Genomic DNA, 22,986 nt, shown 5'->3' on the forward strand with positions numbered 1-22,986 from the left:
TGAGTTCAAAATTGGGATATGCCGTGTAAGTCTTTCATTCTTTTTTTAAATTTATTAAGTTAAAGGAGTTAAATGACATGGAGACGATAAATATTCCTAGGAAGGAATATCCACGACCACAGTTTGTAAGAACTGATTGGATCAACTTAAATGGTGAGTGGAATTTTAAATTTGATAAGAATAATCAAGGTGAGAAAGCTAAATGGTACAGTAATACAAAGGTTTTTGATCAAAAAATCATTGTTCCTTTTACATATGAGACAAAAGCTAGTGGAATTGGTGAAGAAGTTTTCTGTCCTAATATTTGGTATCAACGAAGGATAACTATACCAAATGAATTCGATGACAAGAAGCTGCTATTCCATTTTCAAGCAGCTGATTATGTTACAAAATTATGGATAAATGGTCATTATGTAGGTGAACGAAAAGGTGGACAAATCGCATTTTCTTTTAATATCACTGACTACTTAAATGATTCTAATGAATTAAATATTGTCGTTAAATGTGAAGATAGTCAAAGCTGTTTTCAACCAAGAGGAAAACAACGTTGGATGGAAACAAATTTTGGTTGTTGGTACGTTCAGACGACTGGGATTTGGCAAACTGTTTGGCTTGAGTTTCTAAATGAAGTTCATGTTGAGTCAGTGAAGATTACACCAGATATCGATACAGAGGCAGTTGAGTTTTCCTATAAGATCACAGGAAACATTGATTCCAGCTTACTCTTGAAGACATCTATTTCCTTTAATGGCCAGCAAATAAAATCGATAGAGCAACCTGTAGACCGTTCTACAATGACACTCTCTACAAATATTGCAAGTGAATTTTATGCGTGGCGAGTCCTTCACTGGAGTCCACAGGATCCTAATTTATATGATGTGGAATTTACCTTGTATAAAGATGATGAAATCATTGACCGTGTACAATCTTATTTTGGAATGAGAAAGATTTCAATCGAGAATGGAAATATTCTGCTTAATAATACACCTCTTTATCAAAAATTATTACTTGATCAGGGATACTGGGGGGAATCACATTTAACACCACCATCAGAGGAAGCAATTACCCGTGATATTGATAAAACCTTAGAAATGGGGTTTAACGGAGTAAGAAAGCACATGAAGGTGGAGGATCAACGATTCCTTTATTGGGCAGATAGAAAAGGACTTCTTGTTTGGTCAGAAATGGCTGCCACCTACGAATTTTCAGATGAAGCGATTCAAAACTTTACTGAGGAATGGATTGAGGTAGTTAAACAACAATATAATCATCCAAGTATCATTACATGGACACCATTTAATGAGTCCTGGGGTGTGAAAAATATCTTTACAGATAAAAAGCAACAACAGTTTACGGAAGGAATTTATCATCTTACGAAAGCAATTGATCATATGAGACCAGTGATTGTAAATGATGGTTGGGAGCATACGATTTCAGACATCCTAACACTCCATGATTATGTAGAATATGGCGATGAATTTTCAGCACGTTATCATGATAAAGAAAAAGTCGTTAATAACCAAATTGCTTTTAATAAACATAAACACGCTATGGCAATGGGCTATGAATATCGAGGGCAACCAATTATTATCAGTGAGTATGGTGGAATTGCTTTTAATTCGGAAAAAGGTTGGGGCTATGGAAATCAAGTTAAGAGTGAAGAGGATTTTCTATATCGCTATGAATCTATTACTCAAGCAATCAAAAACATGCCATATATAAGTGGGTTTTGTTATACGCAAATTACGGATGTTCAACAAGAAGTGAATGGTCTTTTGGATGAAGATAGAAATCCAAAAGTAGATTTAAGTAAGATCAAAGAAATTAACGGTAAATAATTCCTATTTATATAAAAAAGGAGTATAACAGAATGTGGCGAACTGAATACCCAAGACCTCAGTTAGTAAGAGATGATTGGCAAAATTTAAACGGAGAATGGGAATTTGAATTTGATGATAAGAATATTGGGCTAGACGAAAAGTGGTATCGTCAAAATTCAACATATACAAAAAAAATCAACGTGCCATTTGCTTATCAAACAAAGCTTAGCGGTATTCATGATTCTAGTTTTCATGATTGGGTATGGTATCGTAGGGAGTTTGAAGTTCCTGAATCGATGTTAAATAAGCAAATAATCTTGCATTTTGGAGCAGTTGATTATCGAGCTATGGTGTTCATTAATGGCCATTTAGTAGGTTCTCATGAAGGAGGACATACACCATTTTCATTCGATATTACGAACTATTTAATTGAAGGGAAACAATCCGTAGTTGTTAGAGTAGAAGATCCATCAGCAGACGAAACGATACCTCGTGGCAAACAGTTTTGGATGGAGAATTCAGCTGGGATTTGGTATACACGGACAACGGGGATATGGCAAACCGTATGGCTAGAGGCAGTAAATAAAACTCACATAAAAATAGTAAGATTTACTCCTGATATTGATACTGGTGAAATATCAATTGAGCTTGACATTTTAGGTGAATATGTAAATAAAAGAGTTGAAATTGATATTAGCTTTAAAGACGAAAATGTTGCAAATGATTCTGTGAAAATATATGAAGGTTATACGAAAAGGTCTATTAATCTCTATAATCGGAAAATATTTAGAACAGGATTTCATGGTGTTGGATGGAATTGGTCACCAGAAAATCCACATTTATTCGATGTAACGATTTGTTTGAAAGATGGGGATGTTGTCATCGATGAAATTACATCTTATTTCGGGATGAGAAAAATACATACTGAAAATGGGATGGTGTACTTAAATAACAAACCATACTATCAAAAACTAGTACTTGACCAGGGATACTGGCCAGAAGGATTATTAACCGCACCCACTGATCAAGATCTAAAAAAGGATATCGAATTAGCAAAGGAAATGGGATTTAATGGTTGTAGGAAGCATCAAAAGGTTGAGGATTCTCGATTTCTATATTGGGCAGACAAAATAGGCTTCTTAGTATGGGGAGAATGTGCAGCTTCTCCTTCCTATAGTGAGAATGCGGTTGCACGTTTAACAAATGAATGGCTTGAAATAATAGAGCGAGATTATAATCATCCCTGTATAGTTACTTGGGTCCCCATTAATGAAAGCTGGGGAGTGCCATCAATTGCTAATAATGAACAGCAACAGCATCACTCGCTAGCAATGTATCATCTCATCCATTCAGTTGATAAAACTAGATTAGTGATTTCCAATGACGGTTGGGAAATGACGAGGACCGATATTTGTGCAATTCACAATTATAATCATGGCCACATAGATGAAGTAGAGAAGTATGATGAATTCCGAGATTCATTATCAACTACCGATACTCTTCTTCATTCAAGATCAGCTGGGAGAGGAATCTATGCAATAGGATTCAAACATTGTGGTGAACCAATCCTATTAACAGAGTTTGGTGGGATTGGATTCAAAGTGGGAGATGAAAGTGGTTGGGGATATACGTCTGTTACAAATGAAGAGGACTATATCATTGATTATGAAAGAGTCATGAAAGCAGTATACGAATCCTATTCATTACATGGTTATTGCTATACACAGCTTACAGATGTGGAACAGGAGATTAATGGACTGTTGACATATGACCGGAAATCTAAATGTGACTTAAAAGAGATTCGGAGAATAAATGATATGTGGCATTTAAAAACAATAAAGTAACGATTCAAAGTCTGAGTAGCTTTATTCATGTTAGATCTCTTTGACTGAAATCTAGTTGATTTTCAGTCAGGGATTTATATAAATGGCAAGAATGAACAACCTTTTACGCTTCTATGTAAACGCTTTAATTAGGGTGGTGGATAACAGGAAGGGGTTTATTTTGATTTAGCTTTAAATTAAATTCACATTTCTTAGGGGGTAATTACAAATGAAAAAGGCAGTATTAATGTTTTCATTACTTTTCATGTTTGCTATGGCATTATCTGGTTGTAGTTCATCTAGCTCTGGGTCATCTAAAAACGAAATTCTATTTTGGAATGTATTTACAGGTCCTGACGGTGAGAATATGAAACAAATCGTAGATGCATACAATAAGACAAATCCAGAATTCAAGATTAAGAATGTTTCAATCGAAGCAGATGATATGTATACAAAAATCCCTACAGTTGTAAATTCTGGAAAGGGGATTCCGGATTTGACCGTAGTGCATGCTGAAAGAATTAAACAGTTTGTTGATAATGAGATGCTAGCAACTTATGATGATGTACTAGCTGACTTCCCTGACATAAGTGAAGATAACTATGTGCCAGCTGGATGGAACATTGGGGATATTAATGGTAGTAGATACAGTGTTCCATTAGATGTTCATAGCTTTGTTTTGTACTATAACAAGGAGTTACTAGAAAAATATGCACCAAATGCACTTGATGATAATGTGGTTACATTTGATGAAATTAGAACAGCGGGAGAAGTTTCTAAAAATGACGGGGTTGTAGGTACAGTAGTTACTTGGACTCGTCCAACATTCTTATCAATTTATCATCAATTAGGTGGAGATATTACAAGTGATGGTGAAACCCCAACGCTAAATACTCCAGAAGCGAAGGAGGCACTTGAGTTATTAAAAGGATTGGTTGATGACAAGATTACGAATAAAGATGGGGAAGATGCTGGTCAGTTATTTAAGTCGAATAAAGCAATTTTTTATCCAGAGGGGATTTGGATGCAAAATAGTTTAAATGATGTGGAAAGCTTAGATTGGGGTATAACAAACTTCCCACAGGTTTCACCTGACAACATTGTAAACTGGACTTCCTCTCACCAATTCGTGATGTTCAAGGACGAAAGTCGATCTGAAGAAAAAATAAAGGGTATGATGGACTTTCTTGACTATATCAGAGAAAATTCACTTCCTTGGGCACAGGCAGGACAAAATCCAGCGTCATTATCAACTTTAGAAAATCCTGAATTTAAGGAGCTACCACATTCATTCTTAATCGAAGATCCTGAGTTACAGAAGTCACTTAAAATCTTTGATTATAAGTATAATGGCTTCGTAGCTGAAGAGGTTGATAAGTTAGTAGGGGATGCAATATTTGGAAAGCTTGATATTGATGAAGGTTTGCAAAAGGCACAAAAAGCGGTTGAGGATAAGATAGCAGCAAATAATAAAAAGTAACTTTATTCAAAGCTAATAAACTATTGAGGATTCCTTATAAATTCATAAGGAATTCTCTCTCTATTCGATTACAGAAGAATAGGAGTTAATAATATGATAAATACTGGCACAGATAAGAAAGTTAATATGTCTAAAGAATTGGTGAGAAATAAGAGTAAGCAACGTTTAACACTTTCACCATTCCTTTATATAGGTCCCCACCTTATTTTGTTTGGTATCTTTTTCTTATTTCCGACGATATTTGGTATATACATTTCATTCACAAACTGGGATCTAATTGGGGATCCAGAGTTTATTGGGTTTGCTAACTACCAAGAAATTTTATTTAACACAAATTCAACCTTCTACGAACAATTACGGACAGGTCTGGGAAATACATTTAAATTTGTTCTTTTTACAGTACCAGCTTGTATTATTGTTCCATTGTTATTAGCGGCAGGACTTAATACAAAACCTAAAGGAATGAAGTTTTTTCAAGCATTGTTTTACATGCCAACGTTATTTTCAGTTTCAGCAGTAATGATCATCTTTTCAATGCTGTATAGTGTTTCCTTTGGACCTCTCAATCATTACTTAAATAGTGATACGAACTGGCTGGCAACTCAGCCCTATGCTTGGTTCACATTAGTAACTGTCACTGTTTGGTGGACAATTGGTGCGAATATGATTATCTACCAAGCAGCGCTAAATGGGATACCAAAGGATCTATACGAAGCTGCGTCGATTGATGGAGCAAATAGTGTTCAGAAATTCTTTAGGATTACTTTACCAGGAATTAGAGCGCAAATATTATATACCGTCGTTATTACGACCATTGCTCAATTTAATGTATATGGACAGCCGCTCATGTTAACAAAAGGTGGGCCAACAAGCTCTACCACAGTATTGTTAATGTACATTCAAGAGAATGCATTTGGTTCAGGTATTTCAATTGCTGGTATTGGATCAGCAATGGCAGTCATTCTAGGAATTTGTATTATGATTGTTTCGGCCATTCAATTCTTCTTTTTAAGACAACGTAATTAGGAGGTGCTTACCATGGAGAGACAAAAGCTATCTAAGTATATCTCATTAATATTTTTAGTAATAATGGCGCTAATATGGGTTGTTCCACTATTGTATACTGTCTTGTCTTCATTCAAGAGTGAAGCGGACATACAGTCAAATGCTTTTACATTTTTACCGATTAATTGGGTTATTGGTAACTATCAGGATGTTCTCTTTGCAAATACAAGTGCTCCAGTGGCAAAGTGGTTTATGAATTCAATGATTATTTCGGTATCACAAACTGTTCTAGTGTTAGTTCTTGTTTCATTAGCAGGCTATGGTTATGCAAGAATGAAATTCAAGGGAAGAGATGCAATATTTGTCTTTTTAATGGCAACGATGATGTTTCCTGCTGTTGTAAATCTTATTCCGCTTTACAAAATTGTTGATACATTTGGATGGGTAAATAATTACTTAGCAGCTATTGTTCCAGGGACTGCTGGGGTATTTAGTATTTTCCTAGTAAGACAGTTTATGTTAGGGATTCCAATGGATTTCGATGAATCTGCACGTGTAGATGGGGCTTCTGACTTTCAAATTTTCACCAGGTTAATATTACCGCTTATAAGACCTGTATTAACTGTCGTAGCATTGTTTACATTTACTGGTGCATGGAATGACTTCCTTTGGCCGTCGATTGTGTTTAATGATGTTGAAATGATGCCAATTACTCCAGGATTGAAATTGCTTCAAGGAATGTATGGAACACTTGAAATTGCTCATGCCTTAACTGGGGCGCTGATTGCCATTGTACCAACATTTATTCTGTATTTATTCACACAGAAATACTTTATGGAATCACTCTCCTTGTCATCAGGAGTTAAAGGATAATTAGGGGAATCTTTCCATTCTAAAAGGAGGTTTTGAAGTGAATAGAAAGCTAGAAAGAAGATTAATTATGATTGGTTCTATTTGGCAAATAACAACGGGTCTTCTTACCATATTTGTATATGCATCATATATCAAAAGTGAAGGATTAAAAGATTCATATACTTCTTTTGTAAACCTTGAGGCGGCGGAGTCAATCTTTGGTAGTTTATATATGTTCTCCGTTTCCTTTGGGATGCTCTTTGTCATTCTTGGGATTCTGAACTTTGTGTTAGCTAGAACATTAAAGGATGATCAAACAGAGGTTAAGAAACCCATTTGGTTTATTTCTTTAGGCTTAGCTTCATACTTTGTGATGGATATCTTAGCGTCAATTTTGTTTTTATCAGCAGGGATTCTAGCACTAGCTAAAAATAAATCAATTGCCAAACTAACAAACTATCAACTGCAAAATTAATCATCATTTAGGGAAGTGGTACAAATAAGTAAAGTACGAGATCATTCAATTGACTATTTCAAAGGCTTATTAGTCATTGGAATGGTATATACACATGCTTTGCAGTTTTTTAGCGATCCTTCTATGTTCCCATCCATTCATATCAGTACGGAGTTTTTTAATTTAATCACTTTCTCTGGATTTGTTTTTTGTTTTGGCTATGTTAATCAGCTTGCTTATTATAGTAAACCATTCAGCTTAGTAGGTAAGAAAATGTTTTTTACTGGTTTAAAAACAATTGTTGCATTTTATATTTCAGGATTAGCGTTTCAAGTCTTCATTGGACGCTTACCACTAACATTCGAAACGGTCATGCCAATCGTTCTATTACAGGTAATCCCGGGTTGGTCAGAGTTTTTAGTTTCCTTTACTCTAATTATCTTTATCGGACTTGTCTTTTTTCCAATATTTATATGGTTATCCAGACGACCGAAAGCTATATTGGGCTTCTCATTACTTCTTCTAGTAACTACTTTCATCAATTATAGTCAAGTGGAATCTACTTATTTAGGGATACTGATTGGTACAGATCTATTTCCTACATTTCCGGTCATCCAATACATGCCCTATTATTTAATAGGAATGTATTTTGGGAAATTTCAGATTGGGTTTCAATGGAGATACGTATTTGCCTCATCACTCGGAACGATTATATTTATTGTTTATTTAGCGGTTTACAAAGGGCAGCTACCAGGAAGGTTTCCACCAAGCATCTTTTGGATTGTTGGTCCCAGTTTCTTCTTATATATCTATTATTTAGTGTCGAGATTATTGAATCGGTGGGGAATAGGGGCAGGATTCCTCAAAATCATGGGTGAAAATGTCCTTTTCTATTTAATAATCAGTAACGTAATTATATTTTCTTTAGCGAGTGTACTTGAGTCGTTTATTATAGGGCCGTGGAGAGGACTATTCTTTACGATTTTTCTCCTATTTGTGATCACGTATTTTATTATGATATTAGCAGGTAAACCAAAAGAGAATAGGCAGAATAGAGTTGTACATGATTAGATGAATTTGACAACAAGAAGTGACTTATAAATAAATTATTAAAGGAGTTCATTTATGAAAAAAACTGTAAGTATTGTACTTCTTATTTTCTTAGTGTTCACTTTGTTTATTGTAAATGAATCTAGCATTCTAGCGTCTTCAACACCAGTCAAAATTATTGGTAATGACAAACAGATACCAAAGAATCTAAAAGGGTTAAAGCAATTTAAGCTTGAATTAGAAGGCCATAAAGATAAAAGTGGATCCTATCTTAATGGCAATATTAATCTCAATTTTGATGATTCTAAAACCTTCGGTTGGCAATCTAATCTTGGGATTAAGTATGTATTTGTTAAGGGTGGTAATGCCGGAAATCTTTATAGCTATAATCAGGAGGACACAATGGATAATGGTTTACATGCCCCTAAAAATGGTGGCGGCAAACAGCCGGATATCGGTCATATTACTTTTTACTATGAAGAAGTTCCAAAGCAGATATTTGAGAATCCAATTATAGGGAATGGAGCGGATCCGTGGATAGTAAGACATAACGATGGATATTATTATTACACAAATACAACAGGAAATAATATTACAATTTGGAAATCTAAAACGATTTCTGGCTTACAAAACGCTGAAAGTAAAGTCGTTTGGACTCCAGAGAATGGTGCACCTAATGATTCTCACATCTGGGCACCTGAGATGCATTTTATCGAAGGGAAATGGTATATCTACTTTGCGGCATCTGGTGGAGACATGGAAAAACAACGAATGCATGTCTTGCAATCAGAGACGTCAGATCCGTTTAGTACTTATTCCTATCCAGACGGAACGACTTATGGAAAAATCACGACACCTGATGACAAGTGGGCAATTGATGGTTCGATTTTGAATTACGAAGGAAAATACTATTTTACATGGTCTGGATGGGAAGGGGATGTAAATGTGCGTCAAGACATTTATATTGCCTCAATGATAAATCCTTGGACAGTGAGTGGAGAAAGAGTGGAATTATCACGTCCAGAGTTTGATTGGGAGAAAATTGGGGAACCACATGTCAATGAGGGGCCACAATTTTTACAGAATCCAGATGGTCAGCTATTTATGATTTACTCAGCTAGTGGAAGTTGGACAGATGATTATAAATTAGGGATGTTGACACTCATAGGGTCAAATCCTCTTGATCCAAATGCATGGGAAAAGAGCTCAGAACCAGTCTTTGTAAAGGCTCCTGAGGTTGGGGTATTTGGTCCTGGTCATAATGGCTTTTTTAAGTCTCCAGATGGGACAGAGGATTGGATTATTTACCACGCTGCTAAATTTAATGGATCTGGTTGGGATCGAAATGTAAGAATGCAACAATTTACTTGGAATCAAGATGGAACGCCAAACTTTGGCACACCAGTGGCTACTGGCACATTACAAGCTGTTCCATCAGGTGAACTAGCAGGAACATTAACACCTAAACTTCCAGTCGGATATAAGTTCGAAGCGGAGGATGCGACTGTTAATCGTGCAAGAATCGTATCGAATACATCAGCTTCAAATGGAAAAAAGGTTGGTTATATAGACTTTGCAGATAGCTTTGTAGAATTTGATGTAAACGTGCCACCAGGAGAGTATACCTTGAAAATCCGATATGCAAATGGTATGGGAGAGAAAACAACACATAAGGTATCTGTGAATGATGTGAGTGTCGGTGATGTTGTTTACGATAGCTATGGTTGGGATAGCTGGTATTTTGTTGAGAAAGAGATTAGCTTATCAAAACAAGAGAATAAAATTAGAATCTCAAAAGGGGATTTATTTACTGAATTAGATTTTATTGAAATTGTTCCAAAGCAGCCAGAATATCGCTATGAGGCAGAGCATGCGGTACTTAACAATGTAACAATTAATAATACCTTCGCTGCATCGAATAAGCAAAAGGTAAGCTTTGATAGCTTTGATCAGAGAGATAGCTCGATTGAATATCGTATAAAAATGGATGAGGCAGGAACATATCACCTACTAGTAACCTATCAAAATCAAACAAATGAAGTGACTACTAAGAACATTTTAATTGATGGGAAACAGATTAGTAAGATAGAGTACATTCCTACAAGTGAGAATTCATGGGGCACTGTGTCTATCCCTATAGAGCTAGAACAAGGAGCCCACACTATTGCATTATCACAAACTACTGGTTTGTTGGAACTAGACTATATTCAGTTCTCTAAGTAGCTATTCATGCCAGCAATTATAGTTATTTCTTACTAACTAAAGATTGCTGGCAGGTTCATGTAATAAAGGGAAAGGTTGAGAGTAAGCCGAAGGAGGCAAGGGATGATGAAGGATACGTTTCATAACCCACTTCTAGATCCTGGAGCAGATCCCTGGGTCTACAAAGATTATGACACTTATTATTTGATGGTAACTAGGGGGACAAAGCTTGAACTATGGAAGTCAAAGACATTGAGTGAAATTCACAAAGGAGAATGCCAAACCTTATGGAATGCACCGGCAGAGGGAATCAATTGTGCAAATATATGGGCGCCAGAAATCCATAAGGTAAATGGGAAATGGTATATCTATTTCACCGCAAATGATGGATTAGGCGACGATCAAACAAGAAAAGTGTTTGTGTTGGAGAATCCATCAGCAGACCCTTTTGAGGACAAATGGGTCGAGAAAGGATTTGTGAATACAGAATATCCTGGTTTGGATGGAACGATTTTTCAACATAAGGGTGACCTCTATTTTGTTTATGCAGGTTATGGCAATTTTCCAGAGTATGGATCAGCATTATATATTGCTAAAATGGAGAATCCATGGACATTAACTGGACCGAATGTATTAATATCAAAGCCTGAGTACGAGTGGGAAAAACAAGGTGGAATGGCAATTAATGAAGGGCCAGTCATGTTGCAACGGAATCATAAGCTGTTCTTAGTCTACTCAGCGAGCACCACTTGGTCTGATGATTATTGTCTTGGAATGTTAACGGCTTCAGATGATACGGACGTAATAAATCCTGAGGCATGGTATAAAACTAACCAACCTGTGTTTAAGAAGAGTATTGAAAATGAGGTTTATGCGCCAGGACATAATGGATTCACGAAATCTCCAGATGGTACTGAGGATTGGATTGTATATCACGCCATTTCTGAATCAAATGGTGGAAGTCAAAAACGAAGCATGAGAATTCAGAAATTCACTTGGAATTCTGATGGAACACCAAATTTCGGAAATCCGTTAGCTACATCAACTACAATTAAAGTTCCTTCTGGAGAATGAAAATTGGAGTGTTTCCTAGGGACTACGTCATTTTATTAGATTGAAACAGATAATGAAGATAAAACCGTCAAAAACTCTGTTCATGGGAAAGTAGACGTTGAAATGAAGTAAGAAGGCTGGGACAAAAAACTTTGTTCCAGCCTCTTTATTAATAGAACAATAAGTAAAAATAATCGTATATAAAGTCAATATAATTGTATATAAAAAGATTCTTAATATGAAATAATGAAAACGCTACCATTGTTTCCTCGTTGAAAGAGAAGATACATTAGGTAGTATTTGTATTTGTCTGAAATATGTGTAAAGGAGGGATTAGTAAGCAATTTATATTTAGTCAAAAGTTTTTTAGCACTGCTTCATAGAAAGACAAGAAATGATCGTACATCATGAACTCTTACATATGATTATTATTCTAAAACTAGATTAAAAAACTAGAGTCGCTAAAGCAAAAGTTGATCGTTTTTAGCGAAGGGGAAGGAACGATAAACCGTATGGCAAGGAAAAGGGGAAAGTTAAAAAAACTTATTGGAACGTTATGTGCGACTTCAATGGTATTTGGATCATTAGCCTTTGTAGAACCAATGGAATCGAAGGCGGAAGTGATTACAAAAACATTAACAATTGATGGAAACAAAGTAGATGAATATAACCGATTTAAAGGCTTCGGGACAGTTACGGCAAATAACACATCTCGTTTGATGCTAGATTACAAAGAAGAGCACCCAGAGGCTTATTGGGAAATTATGAATCAGTTATTTAATAAAGATACAGGGGCTGGATTAGCTCATGTCAAAGTAGAGTTAGGTGCAGATGTCAATTCATCTTCAGGAACTGAGCCTGCAACTATGCGTTATGCAGATGAACCTGCAAATGTATTGAGAGGAGCAGGTTTCCAATTTGCAGCTGATGCCAAATCAATTAACCCGGATATCACGACAGAGATTCTACGCTGGGGAGAGCCGCGTTTTACATGGAATGGTGCTGCAAACAAAGAGTATGAAAATCGTTACCAATGGTATAAACAAACAATAGATGCGGTATATGAAGAATATGGCTTTAAGTTAGATTATGTTGGTATTTCGCAAAATGAAAGAGCTCAAGGTAATAATGGTAGAAATGAAGTAGAGTGGCTGAAATACTTTACGACAAAAATTAAAGAAGAGCCTAATTATGATTCAGACTACAAACATATTAAGCTAGTAGCTGCTGATGGTTATCGAGATACTGCAACGATAAGTCGTACACTTTTAGATAATCCAGATCTGATTGATGAAATAGATATTATCAGTTCTCATTATGGCTTAACTGGTTCAAATGAGATGAAGCAGTTACAAGAAAAGCTCATTGCAGAAGGGAAAAAGCCAAAAGAAAATTGGGTGTCAGAGGGTATTGCACCGATGGTTAATGCAAGGTACCGTGAAAATATGGAGCCGCATTATAATGGACTTGGAGGAAAAGCAGGAATAATTGATGTTACCTCTCGTATCATATCTGTGTATTCATGGACTGGTGCAGGAAACCTTCCACTGAATGCAGTTTCGTTTGACTTTCAACCATCAGTCGCTGCTTTTTATGAAGGGTCTGCCTACAATCCGAAGCACTTAATTAGTGCGTTCGATCCATGGTCAGGTTTCTATGAAGTAGATGGTGGAGTTCAAGGGGTTCGTCATGTAATGAATTTCGTTGGATATGATGACCATACGACACCTGAGAATGAGCGCTGGATGTATGTGAAAGATGCGACATATAGTGATGGGAACTTCTTCGATGGTGGTGTTGATGTCGATACGAGTACTCATAATTACTTAACATTAAAAGATCCAGAAACCGATGATTATACAACTGTGTTTGCTAATAATACAAAGCAAACACGTCACTATAAGATCAACGCAAAAAACCTTAATGGTAAAGAAAATGCACCAATGTATGTTTGGGAAACACGTGGTCCAGATGCAGGACAAGCATATGATGCAAACTGGTTCAAAAATGTAGATGTAATCACTCCAAAGAATGGTGAATATGAGCTTGAGGTGAAACCGTATTCGATTGTAACCATTTCTACATTAGATAAGGAATCAGAGGTCGAAGGCTTCGAATATCAATCAGACCCGGTTGATGTATCAAAGGACACGATTCTTCCGTTACCATATACAGACGATTTTGAATACAAAAATTATCCTGTTGATGAAAAAGGAAGAGATTATGTTGACCGTCGTGGAGGAACACCACGTTATACAACCGATCAGCTTGCTGCTTTTGAGGTTGTAAAAAAGGCAACGAAACCAGTCGCAAGTGGTAGTGCCGAACGTGCTGATTTAAAAATACCTGATGCAAAGGCTCATGGAAATATGCTGCAGCAGAAAATTACTCATGACATCATTGGGGCAGACTGGGCAGTTTGGGGAGGTACAGACGGATCTGCTTCAAATAGTAATCCGAACACAACCATTGGTGATTTCCGTTGGGTCAACTATAAAGTATCTTATGATTTCTTATTAGATACCCATACGCCTGAGGTTAATGGCAGAAGTAACTATGCCTTAATTGGTGTGCGACAAGTGAAAGCTGGGGGAACAGATTCACATGCTCCATACAATGCTCGAGTATACTCTGATGGTCGCTATGAAATTCTTAAACTTGGGAATGTAGTTAAGAATGGAAAAATCGATAAGTTTGATAACAAAATATGGCATAACTTAGGATTTGAAGCAAAGGAAAATCAGTTTACACTATACTTGGATGGGAAAGAAATTGCATCATACACAGACAAGGATCAAACAGTGATGTCTGGTCGGGTAGTGATTGGATCAGGATATTATGAAACTCTATTTGACAACTTACGTATCGATCCGATTAAAGGTTATACCTATGAATCCGAAAAGTATGATAGTGCTCAAGGGAAGAAATATGACTCAGAAGAAGTAGCCCTCAACAATATCGATTCATTGAATCCAATCGGATACATTGGAAAGTGGGATTATACACAAGCAGGTTATGCACATTTTAACCGTACACAAATGACAGCAAGTACAGATATTCCTGTTTGGAATGGGGTAACTGTTGGGCACAGAGACACAGCAACTGAAAAAGGTACGTTAAATAAAGTCGTATATACAGGTAGCTGGGGTTCAAATAATTCTAATAGCTGGGGCTCTAATGGAGCATCATTTGAAATTACATTTAAAGGCACTGAAATTAGACTTTATGGTGTCACAAATCCATCAAATGGAACAGCTGATGTGTATCTTGATGGTGAGCTAGTTGGACAAGCTAATTATCTGAACAATAGTGAGATTGAACAGATGGTTTGGTCTGCTGATCAACTAGAAGATAAAGAACACACACTTAGAGTTGTAGCAAAAGAAAGCTATACAAGCTTTAGTAAAGCTGAAATAGAGACAACAGACCCAATATTAGCTGTTAAAAAAATCGGTCCAAATGATATCGTCAAGGTTCAGGATGATGAATCGAAAATAGGCAATGAAGAAAATACTGTTTATGCATTTAGAAAGAATAATGTGTGGGGATCAAATAATACGAATGCTTGGGCAAATTTTGATGACGAGCCGTATATTTTAATTAACTTTACTGGTTCAGGGATAGATTATCTTTCAGGAACAGGAGATAAAACAAAATATCATTTTGAGCTTGATGGTGAAGAGGTAGGAGACTTTGCCGTGAATTCAAGCACTGGTGTAAGGTATTCTGTAAGAGGTCTTGAAGAAAAACCGCACACATTGAAAGTATCACTGAAAGATAATGAAAGATTAGATACCTATATGGACTATCGGGGAGTAAATATTTATAGTACTCCGATAATAGAAGGATCAAATAGTAGCATGGTCTTCCATTTTGAAGGATCAGGGTTCAATTTATTTGGTGCTACCTCTGACGCTTTAATTGATGTATACGTAGACGATATTTTAATCGATGAAGATTATAGGGTTTATGCAAAAGGAGACAGACAAACATCTTATTCACTTCGAGGACTTAAGGATACAAAACACACTGCACGAATAGTGATAAAAGGTGGTACGTATATCTTTGATGGACTCGATGTGATAAATGGAGTAAATAAGGTTGAGGTAAGCAAAGAAACGCTTCAGACATTGTATGATGAAAATGAAGCAAGAAACCATAAAGAATACACCAAGGACAGCTGGAAAGTCTTTCATAAAGAATTAATGAATGCGAAACAAGTGTTAAAGAACCCACAAAGTACAACAGACAAAGTAGCAGAAGCAAGAATTTCTTTACAAAAAGCGGTTGAAGGTTTGGTAAAGGTTAATTAAATAAGGCATGAATAGAATGAACCTAGGTCTTAAGTAGTGTTACTCTACTTAGCCTAGGTTTTTTGATTTTCAATAAAATCCTGATATGAAAGCGATTTAATGAAAAAATATTATATTTTTTTGAAAATTGTATTTCTTTGTTGGGTAAAAAGAACTAGAATATGATTATGCATTTGAGAAAAATGTCGAACAATGTAGATTCATTTATAGGGGGATGCCAATGGCGATTAGTTGGAAAAAGTCAAAAAAGCTGTTATTAACTAATATTCAAGTTAAACAGATGAGAATGCAAATAACTGATGAGAAACTAGAATCAAAGATTAAAATGATTCATTTAACAGAAGAAGATTTGCATGTGATTCATGCGATTCAACCTATAGTAGAACAAAATATAACAAATCTAGTAAATGACTTTTATCGTACAATTATTGAAATTGATGAGCTTAAGAAAATAATCGAAGACCATAGTACGGTTGAGCGTCTTCGGAAAACTTTAAGTGATCACATTATTGATCTTTTTAATGGGCAGCTTAACCAAGAATTCCTTATTAAAAGAGAAAGAGTAGCTAAAATACACTTTCATATTGGTTTGAAGCCTGCATGGTATATGGGGGCTTTCCAAAACCTACAAGCTTCATTGATATCCCTTGTTTTTAAACATTCAGAAGATATTGAGGAAGTACATTTGATTATTTCAGCAATAACGAAAATTCTTAGTCTAGAACAGCAAATTGTTCTAGAGTCTTATGAAGCTGAAAATATAAGTAACATTGAAGCTCAAAATGAACAAGTAAAAGAAGAGATAAAAGGAGCAGTGCTTGATGTTAGTTCTGATTTAGTGGCAATTGTCCAAGAAACATCAGCATCGGTTGAAACCTTAGTTGGGAGCAGCAATGATGTGAATAAGCTAGTTCTACAGACAAATGAGCAATCGCAGCTTGCACAGAAATTCGCAACTGATGGAAAGTCTGAGTTGAGCGAGTTAACTTTACAAATCGAGTTGATGCTCACCTTTACAAAGCAGATGGTCGAAATGGTTGAGAAGCTAATGTCTTCATCACGGGAAATACAAGACGTGATAAAAATAGTAGAGGATATCGCAAATAAAACTAATTTACTAGCGTTGAACTCTGCTATAGAAGCGGCAAGAGCGGGAGAACATGGAAAAGGTTTTACGGTGGTAGCAGATGAAATTAGAAAGCTTGCAGATCAAACGAAAATATCTATTACAAACATAGAGTCATTAATTGAAATTTCGAATGAATATACAATCAATGTAGCAAATGCGTTAAAGAATGTGAATAATGCAGTAGAAGAAGGAAGACAGAAGTCAATCAGCACAAATGATGTATTCAGCAATATAAGTGATTCCATGAATCTCAGTGTTGAACGTGTTGAAGAGGTAATGCGAGAAATTGATTATTTAGTGCAAACGATTAGTGAAATTGGTCAAGCTATGGATACTGTCACAGCCTCTACAGAACAATTGAATTCAGCCGTAAGTATTTCATAAGAGCAGAGGCAACTCTGCTCTTTAATCATACGATCATACAATAATGATCATTTGTTTTTTTGTATAAAATACAAAAACCAAACTGCATGATTTTGTTCATCTGCTGCTGCTCGTTTAAATGCCTTTTTAATAAGTATGTTTTTTGCTACATCAGCCATCGACAAGTAGAAATCCACTGTTTCTTGCTCATCTTTAAATGCAAATTCTATCCCATCACTGTAGGTATTTGGGCATGTCTCAGTTATTTGTGGATGAGCAGCTCGCCCCGTAATATGATTATAAATTCTACAAAACTCTTCAAAATGATGAATTTCATCCTGTCTGATTTCTAATAATTGATTCCGTACAGCTTCTGTTGGCGCCATAGTGGCCAATCTTTCATAACATGCAATTGCACTATACTCTCCATTAATCGCTTTATGAATCTCCTGTGCTAACCTAATGTCGTGTTGTGAACGAGAATATGATTCATCATAATGATAGTCATACTGACTTGGACCCAATCTAGATTCCTCCCAATTATAAAATGTCAACTTATCATATGCTTTTGAAAATGGGATGGTGTAACTAGTTCATATTTAAATTCAAGGCTGTTTTCTCAAACTTTGTTGTTTTTTGAGATAAATTAATTGAAAGTAGATTTCTAGCAGCCTGAATACATGGAGACTCCCGTGGGATTCGTTGGCTCCCACAGGACGCGGAGTGTATCCAGGATGCGGTATTCAAAGCAAGCAACAATATATACGAAAACAGCCAAATTCAAAAAAAACATTTCAAATAAATTTAAAGTTTGACATAATTAAACTAAGAACTCATGAATGAAGAAGAGAAAAATGAAAGCGTAAGCACTTTTCGTTTTGTGATATAAATTATGCTCACCGGGGGAGAAAGATGGATTCAAAGATATTCTTAGTTTTTACTGTACTAATTTTGATAACAGGTTGTTCAGCAAAAATGTTTGATACAGAAAAATATGAAGTAATCTATAACGGAATAGAAAATACCCAAAGGAATGAGCAAATTGACAGAAAGAATGATTATACAGTTGCCATGATTCCTAAGGTTGAGGGGATACCCTATTTTAATGCGGCCCAGGAAGGTGCTTTAGAGGCAGGGGAGGATTTAGGTATCCATGTTATTTATAAAGGACCTATTATCACGGATTGGAAACAGCAAGAAGAGCTAATTGAAAATTTTGTTGAAATGAAGGTAGATGCCATCGCGATTTCAGCGATTGATCCTGTAAAACTTGGCCCGGTCTTGCAGAAAGCCAAATTAAATGGAATCAAAATTTTGACATGGGACTCAGATACAAAACCTGAAGATAGGGAATTACACATTAGTATGGTAGATCCAGAATTGCTTGGCAGACATATTGTTGATAAATTAGCAGCTAGTATTGGAGAAAAGGGAGAGTTTGGGATTTTAACAGATTCTTTAGAGGCAGCTAACACAAATCAATGGATTCAGTGGATGAAGGTCCACCAATTAGAATATTATCCCAATATGACCTTGTTAGAAGTGGTAGAAACAAATGACAATCCCAATAGGGCATACAAAGCAGCTATAGAAATGATTAAGGAACATCCTCATATGAAGGGCATTATCGGTAGTTCATCTGTTGGGCCTCCAGCTGCATCTCAAGCATTAAAAGACTTAGAGAAAGTAGGAGAGATCAAAGTTGTCGGTTTATCTACACCGAATTTGATGAGATCGTATATAAAAGATGGAACAGCAGAAATGATTACTCTTTGGAGTCCTAAAAAACTTGGGTATTTAACTGTTAGTGTGATGTTACACATACTTGAAGGGAAACAGATCGTTGATAATCAACGAATCGCAAATGTCGGTGTGATTAAAATGGAGAACGATACCATCATTATGGGTCCACCAATTGATATAACAAAGGAGAATATAGACGAATATGATTTCTAGAAAGTGGAAGTCATCCAAGCTTACTAATCTACCATTAAAAACAAAACTCATGATTACCTATGTTCTCCTAACCCTTATCCCTATGGCAGTATTGGGATTAGCGATTTACTATCAAAACATAAAATCGATTGAAGAAGAGGTCGGGGAGTATATTCCAAGATTATTAAAACAAGCGAATCAAAATATTGAGAATGAAATCAATGATTTGGAGAATTTGCCTAATTTAATTTACAATTCAAGGGATGTCATTGCAGTTCTAAGAAGTAGCCCTTATAAAGAACAATCCGCCCTTTTAGAGGATAAATTTACTGTTGAAAGTTTTCTCTCGAGTACTTATTTAGGGAGAAGTAAATCGGAAATTCTTGGTGCTTTTTTATTATCTAATAATCGAGCTTTTGTTAGTACGACGCTTGAATATGAAGGGTTTCATCTTGAAGACAATTACCTTCCTTATGGGGAACCATATGATTTAGATGATGAAGTGAAAATAGTGCTACCCCATCAAGTTGATTTGAGATTTGAAGATGACACTCCATATATTCTATTAATCAAAGAATTAAAGGATTTAGATAATCGTGATAATCTAGGGACATTGATTTTAGCTGTAAAAGTGGACTTTATTAAGGATGTCCTTCAGGATGTGGACGAAGAAGAAAATGCGACCATGTGGGTTATGGATGAACAGGGGCAAATTGTTTATCATACGGATGAATCCAGGATTGGTACAACTTTTCATGAAATGAATGAATATCCGTTGTTAAATGGAAGTTTTCGAACGAAAAAGGAAATTGAACGGACATTAATAAGTGTCAATCAAACGCAAAAAAACAAGTGGATAATTGTCCATAGTATTCCACTGAAATATTTAACAGAAGGAACAGATGTTGTACGGAATGTGAGTGTTATTATATTTATGATTCTTGTTTTGATTACAACCATCATTTCTATTTTTCTGGCAATGTCGGTAACTCGTCCTATTAATTTGTTAGCAAAACGAATGAAGGATGTAGAAAAAGGGAATTTTGACGTAGATATTCCGATTGACGCTAAAGATGAAGTTGGAGTTCTTGCTAATAGCTTCAGATCAATGCTACATAAGATTAAAGAGTTAATTCATAAGAATTATCAAATCAGGATCAGTCAAAAGGAAGCAGAATTGTATGCGCTTCAATCACAAATTAACCCTCACTTTATCTATAACACCTTAGAATCGGTTGGTTCAGCCGTTGAAGAAGGGGAACAGGATCTTGTTGTAGATATGGTAGCCATCCTTGGAAAAATGCTAAGGTATTCTCTTAGTAATAAGGACAATCTTGTCCCTATGAAAGATGAAGTTGAGCATATTCAACATTATCTAACATTACAAAAGTTTCGTTTCGAGGATAGAATAATGTTTGATATTACTAATAATCTAGAAAAAGAAGATTACTATACGCCAAAATTTATTCTACAGCCTATTGTAGAGAATTCCATTAAGTATGGCTTAGAGCACCGAAAAAGTCTCAAGCTAACAATCATTATCAAAAAAACGATTGGTCAAGAAGGAACTGAATATATTGATTTATGTATTTCTGATAATGGTCCAGGAATAGAAGAAACTACACTTGCAAGTCTTATGCAAAAATTGAATTCTGAACAAATGCTTAAAAGTGATTCAGGATTTGGGGTTACTAATGTTCATTCAAGAATCAAAATGATGTTTGGAATAGAGTTCGGTTTAGAGATTGATAGTAAAAAAGAGGATGGAACCGAGATTACCATTCGGATACCAGTGATCCATCATAAAGATATTGAGAATGATCAATTAGGAGCAGGGGAGGTGCAGCATGGAGAGTATTAAAACAATCATTGTTGATGATGAATCAAGGATACGTAGAGCACTGGAGCGACAGGTTCTATCCTGTGGGGATGAGTGGGAAGTGGTTGGTTCATTCTCTGATGGGCTTGAAGCTTATGAAGCTATTAATCAAGTGAAACTTAAGTTTGATCTATTAATTACTGACGTACGGATGCCGGAGATGGATGGGTTAACGTTAGTTAAAAAACTGAATGAAAGCTATGATTACTTTCCAATGATTGTCAGTGGGTATGATGAGTTCAGCTATTTACAAACAGCCATGCGTGAAGGATCTGTTGATTATATTTTAAAGCCTGTAGATAGGACACAGTTTCGAATCCAGTTAAGTGAAGTGAAAGAGAAAATCATAGTTAAAAGAGATAAAGAGCAAAAATGGGAAGAGGTACAAGAAAAGGCAGTTTTATTACAAAAAACACAGCAAACTCAGTTACTAAGTGAAGTGACATGGAGTGCTGAAATAGATCAACCACAAATTGACTGGAACCGACATTTTCCTAGTGGGTTGTATAGGCTAATCTATATTGGAATTGATCAGTTTATACCTGGTTCAAGAAGGATGGAGATTAATGATTGGGAAATCTGTAATCAAACCATTCAAGAGGTCATTTCAAAGTTAAATAGAGAGCAACTAGAAGGGCAAGGGGTCCATGCTTGGTGGTGGAGAGCAGGAAAATTTAACTATTGGCTGTTATTATACACCGAGCATGAAAATAATATTGTTTCAGAGGCTATGATACATCAATTTATTAATGATGTTAAGATCGAGATACATCGTTTAACACCCATTACTGTATCTATAGGTGTTGGGATTCAGTTACATGATCTGAGTGAGATCCAGAAGGTACGTGATGAATTACGAATATTGATTCAGCGAAGAATTGTTACTGGTGGAAATCATGTTTTTTACATGAATAAACAAAGCGACAGGACTAAGGAAGAACTAGAGAAAGGATTACATTTCACCACTTTTAAAAATGTTCAGCAAATCATTTCTACAATGGAAAATGTTGAAGATGGAGAGACTATTAGAGCATTGCAAATGTTATTCCGTGAATTGGAAATGGCAGAATCTCCATATATGATCGAAAACGCGATCCACTTGCTAGCGATTAGAATCATAGACCACTGGATGGATTTTGATGGATTTACAGAGGAATCAAAATTATTATCAGAGGCCCTTCAAATTACTAGATACGCAGGTAACTTCCAGCAGTTAAAGGATGGAGTAAAGAACTGGGTATTGAAGGTGAAGAAAGGAATTGCCAAATTAAAAGAGCGTGATTCTAGTCCGATTAGTCAGGCCAAAGAATGGATTAATCAAAATCTTGGTGAAGCTATAACAATTAAACAAATCGCTGATCATGTATTTATGAGTCCAACCTATTTTAGTAATTTATTTAAAGCTCAGACAGGAGAAACTGTACTCGATTACGTGACAAAGTGCCGATTAAAGAAGGCGAAGGAACTATTAGAGATGTCAGATTTAAAAGTATATGATATTTCTAAGATGCTCGGCTATCAGGATACAAAGTATTTTAGTAAATTATTCAAGCAGTGGCAAGGAAAGTCTCCTTCTCAATACCGAATGGTTCATGGGAAATATAATAGTGAATAAATAATTGATAAGA

The 22,986-nt window shown here is 35.8% G+C and carries 15 protein-coding genes and 1 pseudogene; 15 read left to right on the plus strand and 1 reads right to left on the minus strand.

All coding sequences use genetic code 11. The features are described 5' to 3' along the window. Positions 1-77 precede the first annotated feature (77 nt). The 12 genes and pseudogenes from F7888_RS06675 (at position 78) to F7888_RS23040 (ending at position 17,565) form a co-directional block, all read left to right on the plus strand. A complete protein-coding gene (locus tag F7888_RS06675) occupies positions 78-1,838 on the plus strand; it encodes a glycoside hydrolase family 2 protein (protein WP_191778401.1) in 1,761 nt (586 codons plus the stop codon). Between the two features lie 32 nt (positions 1,839-1,870). Next, positions 1,871-3,664: a glycoside hydrolase family 2 protein gene (locus F7888_RS06680; protein WP_191778402.1), complete on the plus strand. Its 1,794-nt coding sequence runs from the start codon at positions 1,871-1,873 to the stop codon at positions 3,662-3,664. A 208-nt stretch (positions 3,665-3,872) separates the two neighbouring features. Then, positions 3,873-5,123 carry an extracellular solute-binding protein gene (locus tag F7888_RS06685; RefSeq protein ID WP_191778403.1) on the plus strand — a complete coding sequence of 417 codons (1,251 nt, stop codon included), beginning with the start codon at positions 3,873-3,875 and terminating at the stop codon, positions 5,121-5,123. Between the two features lie 93 nt (positions 5,124-5,216). Then, the gene (locus F7888_RS06690) at positions 5,217-6,149 is read left to right on the plus strand and encodes a carbohydrate ABC transporter permease (protein WP_191778404.1); all 933 of its coding nucleotides are present in this window, start codon (positions 5,217-5,219) and stop codon (positions 6,147-6,149) included. A 12-nt stretch (positions 6,150-6,161) separates the two neighbouring features. Then, on the plus strand, positions 6,162-7,001 hold the full coding sequence (locus F7888_RS06695) for a carbohydrate ABC transporter permease (protein WP_191778405.1): 840 nt from the start codon (positions 6,162-6,164) through the stop codon (positions 6,999-7,001). Positions 7,002-7,038: 37 nt separating this feature from the next. After that, a complete protein-coding gene (locus F7888_RS06700) occupies positions 7,039-7,455 on the plus strand; it encodes a hypothetical protein (protein WP_191778406.1) in 417 nt (138 codons plus the stop codon). Positions 7,456-7,470: 15 nt separating this feature from the next. Continuing rightward, a complete protein-coding gene (locus tag F7888_RS06705) occupies positions 7,471-8,505 on the plus strand; it encodes an acyltransferase family protein (protein WP_191778407.1) in 1,035 nt (344 codons plus the stop codon). Between the two features lie 54 nt (positions 8,506-8,559). Continuing rightward, positions 8,560-10,707 (plus strand): family 43 glycosylhydrolase, encoded by a 2,148-nt coding sequence (locus tag F7888_RS06710; protein ID WP_191778408.1) that lies wholly within the window; start codon positions 8,560-8,562, stop codon positions 10,705-10,707. 102 nt (positions 10,708-10,809) lie between these two features. Next, complete coding sequence (locus tag F7888_RS06715) at positions 10,810-11,760, plus strand: glycoside hydrolase family 43 protein (RefSeq protein ID WP_191778409.1); 951 nt, start codon at positions 10,810-10,812, stop codon at positions 11,758-11,760. A 491-nt stretch (positions 11,761-12,251) separates the two neighbouring features. Continuing rightward, entirely contained in the window at positions 12,252-16,052 is a 3,801-nt protein-coding gene (locus F7888_RS06720; RefSeq protein ID WP_191778410.1) for an S-layer protein, read from the plus strand. A 286-nt stretch (positions 16,053-16,338) separates the two neighbouring features. Then, positions 16,339-16,800: pseudogene (locus F7888_RS23035) on the plus strand (protoglobin domain-containing protein); the annotation flags it as partial. 285 nt (positions 16,801-17,085) lie between these two features. Beyond that, positions 17,086-17,565 (plus strand): methyl-accepting chemotaxis protein, encoded by a 480-nt coding sequence (locus F7888_RS23040; RefSeq protein ID WP_412095983.1) that lies wholly within the window; start codon positions 17,086-17,088, stop codon positions 17,563-17,565. A gap of 47 nt (positions 17,566-17,612) precedes the next feature. On the opposite strand, the gene F7888_RS06730 is transcribed toward F7888_RS23040, so the two are convergent. Next, positions 17,613-18,068: a ferritin-like domain-containing protein gene (locus F7888_RS06730; protein ID WP_191778412.1), complete on the minus strand. Its 456-nt coding sequence runs from the start codon at positions 18,066-18,068 to the stop codon at positions 17,613-17,615. Positions 18,069-18,456: 388 nt separating this feature from the next. Here F7888_RS06730 and F7888_RS06735 point away from each other — a divergent pair, with 388 nt between their 5' ends. From F7888_RS06735 to F7888_RS06745, 3 genes are read left to right on the plus strand one after another with little or no spacing between them, the layout of a single operon-like run. Next, the gene (locus F7888_RS06735; RefSeq protein WP_191778413.1) at positions 18,457-19,500 is read left to right on the plus strand and encodes an autoinducer 2 ABC transporter substrate-binding protein; all 1,044 of its coding nucleotides are present in this window, start codon (positions 18,457-18,459) and stop codon (positions 19,498-19,500) included. Further along, a complete protein-coding gene (locus F7888_RS06740; protein ID WP_191778414.1) occupies positions 19,490-21,340 on the plus strand; it encodes a cache domain-containing sensor histidine kinase in 1,851 nt (616 codons plus the stop codon). Before F7888_RS06735 ends, F7888_RS06740 begins: the two co-directional genes overlap by 11 nt. Next, positions 21,327-22,973, plus strand: a complete 1,647-nt coding sequence (locus tag F7888_RS06745) for a response regulator transcription factor (RefSeq protein WP_191778415.1) — start codon at positions 21,327-21,329, stop codon at positions 22,971-22,973. Before F7888_RS06740 ends, F7888_RS06745 begins: the two co-directional genes overlap by 14 nt. The last annotated feature ends 13 nt before the right edge of the window (positions 22,974-22,986 follow it).

It is taken from the genome of Litchfieldia stipae (assembly GCF_014837155.1).
In the GTDB taxonomy this organism is placed as follows: Bacteria; Bacillota; Bacilli; order Bacillales; family Bacillaceae_L; genus Litchfieldia.